The sequence below is a fragment of the Pseudochrobactrum saccharolyticum genome, assembly GCF_008801715.1.
GTDB classification, from domain to species: Bacteria; Pseudomonadota; Alphaproteobacteria; order Rhizobiales; family Rhizobiaceae; genus Pseudochrobactrum; species Pseudochrobactrum saccharolyticum.
Genome location: NZ_VZPG01000001.1, coordinates 307,123 through 321,267, shown reverse-complemented (window position 1 = coordinate 321,267; position 14,145 = coordinate 307,123). Strand labels below are relative to the sequence as shown.

Annotated in this window: 11 protein-coding genes; 9 read left to right on the top strand and 2 right to left on the bottom strand. The window is 52.4% G+C overall.

The window, feature by feature from the left end:
* Positions 1–70 precede the first annotated feature (70 nt).
* The 6 genes from F7P81_RS01585 to F7P81_RS01560 all read left to right on the top strand — a co-directional run bounded on the left by F7P81_RS01585 (position 71) and on the right by F7P81_RS01560 (position 8,105).
* Entirely contained in the window at positions 71–838 is a 768-nt protein-coding gene (locus F7P81_RS01585; RefSeq protein ID WP_151158259.1) for a glycosyltransferase family 25 protein, read from the top strand.
* 1 nt (position 839) lies between these two features.
* Positions 840–2,129, top strand: coding sequence for an O-antigen ligase family protein (locus tag F7P81_RS01580; RefSeq protein WP_210307564.1), 1,290 nt, complete (start codon positions 840–842; stop codon positions 2,127–2,129).
* A gap of 9 nt (positions 2,130–2,138) precedes the next feature.
* Entirely contained in the window at positions 2,139–2,648 is a 510-nt protein-coding gene (locus F7P81_RS01575; protein WP_151158257.1) for a DUF721 domain-containing protein, read from the top strand.
* 176 nt (positions 2,649–2,824) lie between these two features.
* Positions 2,825–3,487 carry a DsbA family protein gene (locus F7P81_RS01570; RefSeq protein ID WP_022711656.1) on the top strand — a complete coding sequence of 221 codons (663 nt, stop codon included), beginning with the start codon at positions 2,825–2,827 and terminating at the stop codon, positions 3,485–3,487.
* Positions 3,488–3,622: 135 nt separating this feature from the next.
* Positions 3,623–7,087 (top strand): chromosome segregation protein SMC, encoded by a 3,465-nt coding sequence (gene smc, locus F7P81_RS01565; RefSeq protein WP_151158255.1) that lies wholly within the window; start codon positions 3,623–3,625, stop codon positions 7,085–7,087.
* 124 nt (positions 7,088–7,211) lie between these two features.
* On the top strand, positions 7,212–8,105 hold the full coding sequence (locus F7P81_RS01560) for a cation diffusion facilitator family transporter (RefSeq protein ID WP_151158935.1): 894 nt from the start codon (positions 7,212–7,214) through the stop codon (positions 8,103–8,105).
* Positions 8,106–8,162: 57 nt separating this feature from the next.
* On the opposite strand, the gene F7P81_RS01555 is transcribed toward F7P81_RS01560, so the two are convergent.
* Positions 8,163–8,510 carry a VOC family protein gene (locus tag F7P81_RS01555; protein WP_028233815.1) on the bottom strand — a complete coding sequence of 116 codons (348 nt, stop codon included), beginning with the start codon at positions 8,508–8,510 and terminating at the stop codon, positions 8,163–8,165.
* A 348-nt stretch (positions 8,511–8,858) separates the two neighbouring features.
* Here F7P81_RS01555 and ppdK point away from each other — a divergent pair, with 348 nt between their 5' ends.
* Together ppdK and F7P81_RS01545 are read left to right on the top strand one after the other, a co-directional pair.
* Entirely contained in the window at positions 8,859–11,525 is a 2,667-nt protein-coding gene (ppdK, locus tag F7P81_RS01550) for a pyruvate, phosphate dikinase (protein ID WP_151158253.1), read from the top strand.
* A gap of 98 nt (positions 11,526–11,623) precedes the next feature.
* Entirely contained in the window at positions 11,624–12,502 is an 879-nt protein-coding gene (locus F7P81_RS01545) for a polysaccharide deacetylase family protein (RefSeq protein ID WP_343031674.1), read from the top strand.
* Between the two features lie 22 nt (positions 12,503–12,524).
* On the opposite strand, the gene F7P81_RS17170 is transcribed toward F7P81_RS01545, so the two are convergent.
* On the bottom strand, positions 12,525–12,905 hold the full coding sequence (locus tag F7P81_RS17170) for a hypothetical protein (protein ID WP_022710087.1): 381 nt from the start codon (positions 12,903–12,905) through the stop codon (positions 12,525–12,527).
* 391 nt (positions 12,906–13,296) lie between these two features.
* Between F7P81_RS17170 and F7P81_RS01535 the strand changes: the two genes are divergently transcribed.
* Positions 13,297–14,145 carry a DUF1499 domain-containing protein gene (locus F7P81_RS01535; RefSeq protein WP_170265202.1) on the top strand — a complete coding sequence of 283 codons (849 nt, stop codon included), beginning with the start codon at positions 13,297–13,299 and terminating at the stop codon, positions 14,143–14,145.

Sequence of the window (14,145 nt, the reverse complement as noted above, 5' to 3'; positions counted from 1 at the left end):
TCATATTGCTGAGTACCACAATTTTATAAACCTTATTTTGTTGATGGAATAATATCCGAAAGGCTTGATATTGCAGAACAAACAAAGCTTTCCGGTCTATGTTCTCAATCTTGACCGCTCAAAAGACCGTTGGGATTCGCTGCTTGCACATGCGCAGGAAAGCGGCATTGCGCTTCAGCGCGTGTCGGCAATTGACGGTAAATTGCTCGCAGAAGCGGATAAACGCCATTTTGATGATGCGGCTTTCCGACGCGATCACGGGAAGATTGCCTCCTCTGCGGAAATCGGCTGCTATTTCAGTCACATGAAGGCTCTGGAAATGATTGCGGCAGGCAATGCGCCAGCCGGTGTGATTATTGAAGATGATATCCGGTTTTCTGAAGAATTTGTTCCGGTTGTTGAAGCTGCAGCAGATTTGCAGGGCTGGGATGTCATCAAACTGATCCATAACCGTCTTGTAGGCTTTCGTCCGGTTGAAAATCTCACAGAAGATGTGGCGATCGGGCGTGTTACCCACGGGCCGCTTGGTAATGCCGGAGCCTATATTGTTTCAAAAGAGGGGGCTGCGAAAGTGCTCAAAGCACTGCAAGTGATGCATCTTCCTTATGATGTGGCACTGGAGCGCGGCTGGGCGGGTTCATATAATTTCTTCACCGCCAGCAGGGCTGTGGTGAGCAATGCCAATGAAAGCGCTTCAACAATATCCGAGGATATCAAAACCTATTCGCGGGCAAAATTACCGGCCCATAAACGGATCGGTACATTATTCTTTCGTATGAAAGACTATTTGCAAAGACTGTTTTACAGTTTCCAAAAAACAAATATCCGGCAACGGTGATATGCGAATTCTGCAAAAAAACTTTCTGATACGCCGTCGTATTGATCTCTGGATTTTATGTCTGGCAGCAATGGCTATGCCGGTTCGCTATGCTTTCGGGCCGATAGTTTTGTTTGCGTATAGTTGTATCGGTTTCTATCTGGCGCTGTACAAACATCGCTGGCACCGGATGTATGGTGCGTATTTTTATATTCTGATATCCGCCTATATGATCTGGAGCCTTGGCCTGATGGCATGGCGCGGTGAACTCAGCATTGCAAACCGTCAGGTGGGGTATGTGCTGCTGTTATGGATCTATTCTTTTGCCGGATTGGGGATGGTTCTCATTCGTGACCCGCTGAGAATACTCGCATTCGGTTCCCGCATCGGCATCATTTTGTGTGCAGTAGTGGTTGCTGGAGAGGCATTATTATGGGGTGGCCGTATCGGTGTTGGCGGTAATCCCGCTGTTTTTGCCTATGCGGCAGCAATTGCAGCAGTTGCTGCAACATTGCCAATTAAAAACGCTCCGCGCCTTTTGCCAAACGGGCCGTGGTATCTGGTCATTGGTACGGGGATCGTATTCGCCTCCGAAACCCGTGCGGTTATGATTACGCTGGCTTTGCTGGCAATATTTGAAATCATTGTGCTGATCGGTCGTATCGCCAGCCATAAGGTGAAAATCGGCAGTTCACTCATTCTGGCTGCCTGTCTGACCGCTGTCTTTACTGTTGGCCCTGTTGCCGGAGTTCTGTCGCAGCGCTTTGCCGGTATGGTGCATTATTATGAAACCGGCGACAGCAGTCTCTGGGTTGATAAGTCCTCAGCAGATACACGTGAGCAGATGTGGCGCGGCGCGGTGAAGGTTGTTAAGAAGTACCCTTTGATCGGTGTCGGTTCAGAACAAAAAATGCCTGCGGTAAGGACGGCACTGGGCGATCAGGCAACTTTACTTGACGGTTATATCCATGTTCATAATTCAGTTTTTGATGAACTATTGGTCAATGGTGCCATCGGTTTTCTGCTGCTGCTGGCAATGGCTATATCCGGTTTCATTTTCCTATGGCGCAATAACACAGACTACACGATCCGGCGGGTACTGATTTATTTTACGATCAGCTGGGGCAGCTATGCTATGCTGCATAACCCGCTGCTGCATGAAACCAGTATTGCTGTGACAATGTTCTTTTTCAGTGTGGTTTATGCGGGAACAAGCCGTAATATTTTGCGGCGTAACAGTGACGCCCGTAATGCTCTGGCATTTTATAACAGAGAAAAACCATCGCCCGTCGCGGCAATAAAACCGGCATAAAGGACAGAGATGAGCAGAGAGGAAAAATCGGGTTTTAAACCGCTGGCAGATACGGCCGGTAGTGTGCTCGATCCTGTCTTACGCAAACGCGCCGGTATTAATTTGTCGCTGATACAGGCATGGGAAGATGTGGTCGGGCCGCAGATTGGTGCACAATCGCGTCCGTTGCGTATTCTCTGGCCGCGACGCGCCCATGAGGATGACCCGTTTCAGCCGGCAACACTGATCATCGGCTGCGAAGGCATGGCAGCAATGCGCATCCAGCATTCCACCGGCGAGATCATTAATCGCGTGAATTCCTTTTTAGGTTTCGTTGCCATTGCCCGTATTCGCATTGAACAAAAATCTGTTGCCCCTGTTGCGCAACGTAAAATCAAAACGCTGATGCCGGTTGGTGCACCTGCCGAGAAAAAACTGGCGCAGGCAACAGTCGGTATTGAGGATGAGGCTTTACGTGCCTCACTGATGCAGCTCGGCCGTAATATTCTGGCGGAAAAAGCCAATAAAAAGCCCCGCTGATCCTAATTTCAAAGGGCAGATTACAGAGAATAAACAATGCGAAAACGGCTGAAAATTGCCCGTTAAGTCTCTGGAGACACACTGTTTATTAAAAACTCTTAAGCTGCCTGACAAAATTCCGGCAATTTGCTCTAATATCCGGAAACTATAGCAACGTGAATGAACGGGTGATTCGTATGATGTCTCAACTGAACCGCAGACAGCTTCTTGGAACTGCAGCTCTTGCAACTGCGGCATTGTCCGTATCTGCCGCCGGCAGCGCTCTGGCACAGACAGATGTTCCGAAGTCTGACGGCTCTGTCGATATGAAAAAACTGCTCGAAAAAGGCGCACTTGAAGATAAAGTGCTGGGGCAGGCTGATGCACCGGTAACAATCGTTGAATATGCTTCGATGACATGTTCGCATTGTGCGACTTTCGCTGTGAATACACTTCCGGCAATTGAAGAAAAATACATTAAGACCGGCAAAGCCCGTCTGATCTTCCGTGAATTTCCGTTTGATCCGCGCGCAACTGCTGCCTTCATGCTGGCACGCTGTGCACCGGATGACCGTTATTTCCCGATGGTGGATGTGCTGTTCAAGCAGCAGATGCAGTGGGCTGCGGCCGATGATGCACAGGCTGCATTGCTGCAAATCTCCAAACTGGCCGGTTTTACACAGGAGACATTCAATGCCTGCTTGACGAACCAGCAGCTTCTCGATGATGTGAATGCTGTTCGTGAACGTGGCGCTGAGTTCGGTGTGAATGCAACGCCTACATTCTTTATCAATGGTCAGAAATATTCCGGAGCTCTTTCGGTTGAACAGATGTCGGCAGTTATCGACTCTATGCTCTGAACCTGATGCATATTCATGCAGCGGGGGCTTTTTTGCGCCCGCTGCATTTTCATATTTAAAAAAAATAGTGTCTGATTTTATTCCGCTCTTCATTGATTTGTTTTTGCCGCGCCCGGTTGCACGGAGCACTGGCTGATGCGTTTTACCAAACTGCGCCTTCTCGGATTTAAATCTTTCGTCGAGCCGATGGAATTCGTTATTGAAGGCGGATTGACCGGTGTCGTCGGGCCGAATGGCTGCGGCAAGTCCAATCTCGTTGAAGCGTTGCGCTGGGTTATGGGGGAAAACTCCTATAAGAATATGCGCGCCTCCGGCATGGATGATGTTATTTTCTCCGGTTCGGGCACACGCCCTGCACGCAACAGTGCGGAAGTAACCCTGTTTCTCGACAATAGCGACCGCTCTGCACCGCCTTCCTATAATGACGTGGATGAGTTGCAGGTCTCGCGCCGTATTGAGCGTGAATCCGGTTCTGTCTATCGCATCAATGGCAAGGAAGTCCGTGCCAAAGATGTACAGCTGTTGTTTGCCGATCAGTCTACCGGCGCGCGCTCACCATCTATGGTCGGTCAGGGGCGTATCGGTGAGCTTATTCAGGCCAAACCGCAGGCACGCCGTGCATTGCTGGAAGAGGCTGCCGGTATTTCCGGCCTGCATTCCCGCCGCCATGAAGCCGAATTGCGTTTGCGTGCGGCTGAAACCAATCTTGAACGTCTTGAAGATGTGGTCGGTGAGCTTGGCACCCAGATTGAAAGTCTTAAGCGTCAATCCCGTCAGGCTAACCGTTTCCGCGCATTGTCCGCAGATATCCGTGCGGCGGAAGCGATCCTGTTGCATTTGCGCTGGTCGCAAGCCAAGCAACAGGAAGGCGAGGCGCAGAGTGCTTTGGCAACAGCAACATCGCAAGTTGGTGCCATGGCACAGGCGCAGATGATTGCCGCCAAAGAACAGGCCATTGCCGCTCAGCATTTGCCGGAACTGCGTAATCAGCAGGCATCCGCATCTGCAGCCTTACAGCGTCTGACGATTGCGGTTTCGCAGTTGGATGAAGAAGCGACGCGCCTGACACAGCGCCGGTCTGAGCTGTTAAAACGGCTTGAGCAGCTAAGCTCTGACATCGCCCGCGAAGAGCAGATGTTGCAGGAACATGCGGCTGTGCTTGAGCGTCTGGACGATGAAGAGCAGGATCTGCGTGAGCAGAATGAGGCGTCCGGCGATCGTGCGATTGAAGCAGAAGAACTGCTGGCCACTGCACAGGAACAATTACAGGCTCATGAGTCTGAACTGGCGCAGATCACTTCTGCAAGAGCAGAGGCTGCAGCAGAGCGCACGCAAAGCGAACGTTTGGTACGTGATATTGCCGAGCGCAGTGAGAAACTCTCAGTGCAGTTGCGAACGGTAGAGCAGGATATTGCCGCGCTGGAAAACCAGCTGAAATTACTCGCTGGTACAGAAGAAAAAGCCGCCAGGGTAGCGCTGGCCGAAGAGGCGGTTCAGGCTGCGGAAGAACAGGCACTGGCTTGTGAAGAAATGGTAGAGCAAGCGCGGGAAGCCGAAACCGGCCGCCGCCAGCCACTGGCGCATGCACGCGAAGAGCTGAACCGGATTGAAACTGAAGCCCGTACTCTGGCCAGTATTCTCAATAGCGGCCAGTCTTCCACCTATATCGCTGTTGTTGAGCAGATGCAGGTGAAAAAGGGCTATGAAACCGCACTTGGTGCAGCTTTGGGCGACGATCTCGAAGCGCCGGTTAATCCGCAGGCGCCGGTTTTCTGGACGGATATTGATAGCCAGAATGCGCGGGATTTCGGCTCCCTGCCGCAAGGTGCAGTGCCGCTGAGCACGGTGGTAGATGCGCCTGCGGCATTGCAGGCACGTTTGTCCCAGATTGGTCTGGTAGACGACAGTGAAGGCGCAAATCTTCAGGCGCAATTACAAAGCGGTCAGCGTTTGGTGAGCCGCGAGGGCAGTCTCTGGCGTTGGGATGGTTTTACGGCGCGTTCCGATGCACCGACTGCCGCCGCACAACGGTTGGCACAGAAAAACCGCTTAGCTGAGCTTGAAGCTTCTGCTGTCACTGCGCGCGACCGTGTAACACAGGCAGAAACGGCTTTGCGTCAGGCGGAAACGGCTTTGCGCGAGGCGGTGGAGCGTGAACGCAGCCTGCGCGATCATTGGCGCTCTGCACAGCGTGAATTGGCGCAGGCGCGTGATGCCTTGGCGGAGGCCGAGCGTGTTGCCGGACAATTATCCAGCAAGCGTGCAGCGCTGGATGAGGCGAAAACCCGTCTCAGCGACAGTCTGGAAGAAAACACCATTCAGCTGGAAGAAGCACAGATCAGACTGGATGATCTGCCGGATCTGGCTGCATTGAACCTGCAACTGACCTCGCTGACCACGCAGGTTATGGCTGATCGTGCCGCAATGACGGAAGCCCGCGCCGCGCATGATAATCTGCGCCGTGATGCGGAAAACCGTCTGCGTCGCTTGGAAATGATCGGGCATGAGCGCAAAAGCTGGCAATCGCGGGCAGAAAATGCCCGCCGGCAAATTACTGCGCTGACAGAACGCAGGGCTGAAACCAGTGATGAAGCGGAAGATCTGGCGGAAGCACCGGCGGATATTGAAGAGCGCCGCCGTGAGCTGCAAAGCGCTGTGGCGGATGCCGATGCGCAACGCAAAGAAACCTCTGACCGCCTGAGCATTGCCGAAACCGAGCAGGCCAAACTGGATAAGCGGGCAACGCTGGCTATTCAGGAACTGGCTTCCTCGCGGGAAGTGCGTGCCCGTGCCGAAGAGCGTCTGGCGGCTGCAGAAGATCGCCGCAAGGATACAGAAGCGCGTATCGCTGAGGTGTTGAATTGTGCGCCGCATGAAGCATTCCGTCATACAGGTCTCAATGCCGGTGATCCGCTGCCGGATATGGATCATACAGACCGTCAGCTGGACCGGTTGAAGATTGAGCGCGAACGTCTCGGTGCAGTGAATTTGCGTGCCGAAGAAGAACAGCGCGAATTGTCCGAACGACAGGACGCGATCATCAATGAGCGCGAAGACGTTATGGAGGCGATCAAGAAACTGCGTCAGGCCATTCAAAGCCTGAACAAAGAAGGCCGAGAACGTCTTCTGGCGGCATTTGATGTGGTCAATGAGCAGTTCCAGCGTTTGTTTACGCACCTGTTTGGCGGCGGTACGGCGGAGCTGCAACTGATTGAATCGGAAGACCCGCTGGATGCCGGTCTGGAAATTCTCGCCCGTCCTCCGGGTAAGAAGCCGCAGACCATGACCCTGCTTTCCGGCGGTGAGCAGGCGCTGACGGCAATGGCGCTGATCTTTGCAGTGTTCCTCACCAATCCGGCACCAATCTGCGTGCTGGACGAGGTGGATGCACCGCTCGACGACCACAATGTGGAACGCTATTGCAATTTGATGGATGAGATGGCCGCGTCCACAAAGACGCGTTTTGTTATCATTACCCATAATCCGATTACCATGGCACGCATGGATCGTCTGTTTGGCGTGACCATGGCCGAGCAGGGTGTGAGCCAGCTGGTTTCCGTTGATCTGCAAACCGCTGCTGCCATGCGTGAAGCAGTATAAAATTATAGTCTTGCTGAACCTGTTAAATCATCCCGTTTTCTTTTGTCCGATGCAAAATTAAGAATGATTTTCAGGCGTGTTTTATCTGAGTTGCAGACTGGCATGCAAAGCTGAAAGGCAGATGATGAGCGGCGATCACAATCATGCGGATGTAAGCACAACACCGGTTTCAAGGCTTTGGATGGCCTTGGGGCTGACGGGCAGCTTCATGATTGCCGAAATTATCGGCAGCTATGTTACCGGCAGTCTGGCTCTACTGTCCGATGCCATGCATATGGCAACAGATACTTTCGCGCTGGCACTTGCTCTGATTGCCATTTATCTGGGGCGCCGTGCAGCGGATATTTTCCGCACCTATGGTTATTCCCGCTTTGAAATTCTGGCGGCAGCAATCAATGCCGTTCTGTTGCTGCTCGTCGCATTCTATATTCTCTATGAAGCCTATGAACGTCTGTTCCAGCCAGCAGAAGTGCAGTCTGTCGGCATGATGATTGTCGCTGTTCTCGGTCTGATCGTGAACTTCATTTCCATGCAGCTTTTAAGCGGCAAAAAAGATGAAAGCCTGAATGTTAAAGGCGCTTATCTTGAAGTCTGGGCGGATATGCTTGGCTCCGTCGGCGTCATTGTCGGCGCGGTGATTATCTATCTGACAGGCTGGCAGTGGGTGGACTCGGTTATTGCTGTGGGCATCGGCTTTATGGTTTTTCCGCGCACATGGGTGCTGCTCAAGGAATGTATCAATATTCTGCTGGAAGGTGTGCCGGTCGGGTTGGATTTACGCAAGCTTGAACAATCTGTTCTTGCAGTCTCTGGCGTTGATGAAATCCATGATCTGCATGTCTGGTCGCTGACCAAAAGCCAGCATTCTCTGACGGCGCATATTGTGCTGCAACCTGAGGCAAATGGTGAAGCCGTGCGCCGTGCAATCGAACAGGTGTTGCAGCAGCAATATGATCTGCATCATACGACATTACAGATGGAGGCCGAAAATTGCGCTCGTGAAGAAGATATTCACTAATCATCTACGGCGCTCATTTAAGCACCGTAGCTGTTATTCATATCTGTGAGTGCCGGTTTAATTCTCGCTCCACACGGCCAGTTCATTACCGGACGGATCAGTGAAATGGAAACGGCGGCCACCGGGGAAACTGAAAACCGGTTTGACGATTTTGCCGCCTGCTTTTTCAACATCAATCAGTGTCTGTTCCAGATCCTCAGAATAGAGCACGGGCAGTGGTTTGGCGTTTTTCGCCTCATCGCCCTGATAAAAGCCGCCGTCCAGTCCTTCAGAATGGGCGGCATAATCGGGGCCGTAATCGGTGAAGCTCCAGCCGAAGGCATCGGCGTAAAAGGCTTTGACATCCTTCAGACCGCTTTGGCCGGCAGGCATTTCTATATAGTCGAGTTTTCCGGTCTTACGCATGATGATCCCCGAAACAAGGTTGAGAATGACGTTTGTTAATAGCAGATTCCGCGTTGTTTTGATGTTCCGGAATCAAACTCTCAGCTGATTCCGTTAAGTTGCGGAAATGCAGATGAAATCGCTTTCTGTGCCGCCGTAAATTATTCATCTGTTCAGACAATAAACCGGAAACGAATTCCGCAAAATCGATTTAAACAAATATACAAGCATTGCGTTGCGCTTTGTTACCGTTTTTCTGTATTTTTCAGTAGCCCGCGGCAGTGCTATCGCTTAAGCAGAATGCGTGTATCCGGTATCGGTTATCATGACTTACATTCAGCCTGAGCCGGACATAACAGGAGGACGGGAATGGTTAAGTGGGTATATCACTTCGGTGACGGCAAAGCCGATGGTGCTGCAAGTGATCGTAATCTTCTGGGCGGTAAAGGTGCAAACCTTGCTGAAATGAGCAGCCTCGGACTGCCGGTGCCTCCGGGCTTTACCATTACCACCGATGTCTGCACCTATTATTACGACCATGACCGGACTTATCCTGAAATCCTGAAAGATCAGGTCAAAGCTGCACTGGAACATATCACTGCGCTGACCGGTCGCCGTCTGGGAGATGCAACCCGTCCGCTTCTGGTTTCAGTTCGTTCCGGTTCCCGTGCATCCATGCCGGGTATGATGGATACGGTGCTTAATCTCGGCCTCAATGATGATACGGTTGCGGCAATCGCAGCCGAGGCCAATGATGAGCGCTTTGCCTATGACAGCTACCGCCGCTTCATCCAGATGTATTCGGATGTGGTGCTGGGCGTTGACCATTCTTTCTTTGAAGAAATTCTCGATGATGCCAAAGCCAGTCTCGATCTGGATGTCGATACCGATCTGACTGCAGACGACTGGCGCGGTGTGATCGATCAGTACAAGGCCAAGGTTGAAGAAGAGCTGGGCGAGCCGTTCCCGCAGGATCCGGAAGCGCAGCTTTGGGGCGCGATTTCCGCAGTGTTCTCCTCATGGATGAATGCCCGCGCGATCACCTATCGCCGCCTGCATAATATTCCGGAAAACTGGGGTACTGCCGTGAATGTGCAGGCCATGGTGTTCGGCAATATGGGCGATACATCAGCAACCGGCGTTGCCTTTACCCGTAACCCTTCCACCGGTGAGCGCAAGCTTTACGGCGAGTTCCTCGTCAATGCGCAGGGTGAAGATGTGGTGGCCGGTATCCGCACCCCGCAGAATATCACCGAGGAAGCCCGTATTGAGGCTGGTTCCGAGCGTCCCTCGCTTGAGAAAATCATGCCGGATGCTTTTGCTGAATTCCTGAAAATTGCTGATCGTCTGGAACAGCATTACCGCGATATGCAGGATCTGGAATTCACCATTGAACGCGGCAAACTCTGGATGCTGCAGACCCGTTCCGGCAAGCGCACGGCTAAAGCCGCGCTGAAAATGGCCGTGGAAATGGTCGAGGAAGGGCTGATCGGTAAAGAAGAAGCCGTCAACCGTATTGATCCGGCATCGCTGGATCAGCTGCTGCATCCGACCATTGATCCGAGAGCCGAACGCCATGTGATCGGTATCGGCCTGCCTGCCTCTCCGGGGGCGGCAACCGGTGAGATTGTTTTCTCTTCGGAGGATGCGGAACAGCTGAAAGCGGAAGGCCGCAAAGCCATTCTGGTGCGTATTGAAACCAGCCCTGAAGATATTCACGGCATGCATGCAGCGGAAGGTATTCTGACATCGCGCGGCGGCATGACCAGCCATGCGGCTGTGGTTGCCCGTGGTATGGGCAAGCCTTGTGTTTCCGGTGCCGGTACGCTGCGTATTGATTATCGCAACGGTACAATGCTGACAGCCGGCGGCACCTTCAAAAAGGGTGATATCATCACCATTGACGGCGGCAGCGGACAGGTGCTGAAAGGCACTGTGGCCATGCAACAGCCGGAACTCTCCGGTGATTTTGGCAAGCTGATGGTTTGGGCAGATGAAGCCCGCCGCATGAAAGTGCGCACCAATGCGGAAACACCGGCTGATGCCCGTGCAGCGCGATCCTTCGGTGCGGAAGGGATCGGCCTGTGCCGTACCGAGCATATGTTCTTCGAGGGGCCGCGTATTCTCGCTATGCGTGAGATGATTTTGGCATCGGACGAAAAAGGCCGCCGTGTTGCGCTGGATAAACTCCTGCCGATGCAGCGTGATGATTTCACCGAGCTGTTTGAAATCATGCAGGGGCTGCCGGTCACCATCCGTCTGCTCGATCCGCCATTGCATGAATTCCTGCCAAAGACTGCGGAAGAAATCGCCGAAGTCGCCAATGTCATGGGCGTGGATGTCGACAAGCTGACCGAGCGTGCGGAAAGCCTGCATGAGTTTAACCCGATGCTTGGCCATCGTGGTTGCCGCCTTGCGATCTCCTATCCGGAAATTGCTGAAATGCAGACCCGTGCGATTATTGAAGCGGCGATTGCCGCTGCCAAAGATACCGGCGAAGCGGTTATACCGGAGATTATGGTGCCGCTGGTTGGTATTAAAGCCGAGCTGGATTTTGTGAAAGCGCGCATTGATAAAGTCGCTGCGCAGATCATTGCCGAGAGCGGCGTGCAGGTTGATTATATGGTTGGCACCATGATCGAATTGCCGCGTGCTGCCTTGCGTGCAGGGGAACTGGCTGAGACTGCCGAATTCTTCTCCTTCGGTACCAATGACCTGACACAGACCACCTTTGGTGTCTCGCGTGATGATGCTTCATCCTTCCTGACCCAATATCAGGCGCTGGGCATTATCGAACAGGATCCGTTTGTGACGGTGGATTTCGATGGTGTTGGTGAGCTGGTGCAGCTGGCCGCTGAGCGTGGTCGCAAACAGCGCAGCAATATCAAACTCGGCGTTTGCGGTGAGCATGGCGGTGATCCGGCCTCAATCGGTTTCTATGAAAAGACCGGTCTGGATTATGTCTCCTGTTCGCCGTTCCGTGTGCCGATTGCCCGTCTTGCCGCAGCACAAGCGGCAATTGCCGCAGCGAAGTAACGTTGTAAATAATCAAGACGATGCGCCGGATGCTTCATCCGGCGCATTTGTAGTTTATGGTGCTATAAGTTCATTATTGAAACATGAGCCGGTGCGAGATGTCTGTCATTAAATCCTTATTGCTGAGCTTGAGCCTGAGCATTGGTGCAACTGCTGCGTTTGCTGCAGATGAAGCCTTGCTCTCGTCCAAAATTTCGCAGCGCCATCTGATTATCGAGCCGCAGCTAAATCTTGCCGGTAAATCAAATCCGATACAGGTGGCACTGACACTGGATGCCTGCTCAGGCGATGTCGACCATCGTATTCTTGATGTTCTGGTGAGAGAGAAAATTCCGGCAACTTTGTTTGTGACTGCGCGCTGGCTGCGCCGCAATCAGGCGGCGATTGAGGTTCTGAAAGCGCATCCGGATTTGTTCGCGATTGAAAATCACGGGGCGGAGCATGTGCCTGCAATTACCGTGCTGAAAACCATGTATGGTATTCCGACAGCCGGTACACCTGCTGCAATTGAAGCAGAGGTCAAAGGCGGTGCGGACAAGATCACTGCAATCTTCGGCAAGCAGCCGCAATGGTACCGCGATGCGACAGCCCGTTATTCAACGGATGCCGTGCGCCAGATCGAGGGCATGGGTTATAAGGTTGCCGGTTATTCGCTCAATGGTGATCGCGGTGCTTCTCTGCCTGCGGCAACGGTTGCCAAACGGATATCCTATGCCAAAGACGGTGATGTGATTATCTCACATATCAATCAGCCGAAACGTGTCTCCGGTGCCGGTGTGGCCGAGGGTATTCTGACGCTGAAGAAGAAAGGCGTGCAGTTCAGGCTTCTGCGGGATATGCCCGCACGCGCAGCACCGAATGTGGTGAGTGAAACTGCGCCGCCGAATGAATCTGTTTCGCAGAAAGAGAATAAAAGCCATTCTAAAGTAAAGACAAAACCGGCATCCGCAGAGCCTGTTCCGGTCTCTGCGCAATGACATATCAAGTATTTGAATGATTTCAGAGGCCGTTCTTTAGCTTGCCCATAACGGCAGCATAATTGCGGCCGAGGCTTTCAAACAGAACATTATTGCCCGAGAGCGGAGCGTGGGACAGCGTAATCCCGTCATTAAGCAAAGTGACGAAAACTACCTGATCCTGTACGGCAGACGGCACAAGAATGGCACCGATACGCTGCGCATTGGTAGTGTCCAGCGCAGGCATATTAAACAGGACTTCACCGCCGACAATTTCAGCGGCTTTGGCCAAGGACAGATCAAAGCCGTCGGTCAGAACATCCTGAGCACCGAGGGCAAATTCAACTTCAACTGCTTCTAAAGACGCGTTCTCCTCAGACGCGGCTATCAGGTTTTCGTCGGTGGAGGAGGGCGTTTGCCTCATAGGGGGAGCGTCTCCGGCTGTATAATTCTTCTTATCCGCAAACTGATTGTGGCAGTTTGTGAATTTGATGCAATCTCATTTTAGTGATTTGTTATAATATCATGATAAATAAAAATATTTCTCTTTTATCTATCGTTAATCACAGATCTTTACCTCTTTTGCTACCTGACGAAATGAACAGTTCTTGCAGGCAGCGATGCGGATCGCGTATTGTTTATGCTCGGCAGACCCTGAATATTGTGCGAAGCGCCTTCGCGGGACTGATTTCTTTACCCGCCTCGATGCGTAAAACAAAGAGACAGAGCGGTTTTACAATTCCGTGTTTACCGGAACCGCTCTCTAACCGGCAGTGCGGCAAGTGATGCTTGAAAATTATTACATCCGGCGCAAAGTGAGACGTCGTTCCTCGCGATCGGCGAAATATGCACCGGCTTGCGCTTTTGCCGGTCTGGGGTTGCTCATCGCTGCGGTTACAGCACATCGTTTCAGTTTGATACAGCAGCCGGATCTGGTGTTTATTGTGGCACTTGCCGTGTTTTTCGCTCTGCTGGCTTTGCTGCTCTCAGCTAAATCTTTTTATAATTTATGGCGTAGCGGCGATGCCGGAGGGCGGCGTGCCATGCGTGCCTGCTTTATCGCTCTGATCACATTGATCCCGCCCGCACTTGTGCTGGGGCAGATCAGCGGCACACCGCGTATTCATGATGTTTCCACCGATCTCGAAAACTCCGTGCAGTTCAATACTGTGATGAGCAATGAGCAGGATTTATTGCAGGATCATAAGCCGGATTTCCGCGTGCAACTGCTTCAAAAACTGGGGCTGGGTGATCTGACTGTGCAAAATAGTCTGGGCACCGATGCGATGCCGGATATGTTGCAGCAAATCTCTGCCTATCCGGAAGTGAGCGGTCGGCAATATGACAGTGCGCAGGATCACGTCTTAAAAGCTGTGCTTAAAGTGCTGAAAGAGCAGGGCTTTGCTGTGACTGCTACGTCCGGTACTGCCGGTGAAGACATGGATGTGAGTGTCGAGGCAACTGCCAAAACCTTCATTCTGGGTTTGCACAGCGATGTGGTCGTGCGGCTCAGGGACGAGGCCGAACAAACCACGGTCGATATGCGCTCCGTCTCGCGTTACGGGCGCTATGATATGGGGTTCAATGCCGGTCTGATCGGTACGTTTTTTAATGCGCTTGATCTGGAAATGCGCAATGCCGTACCGGATGCGCCGGAAGAATAA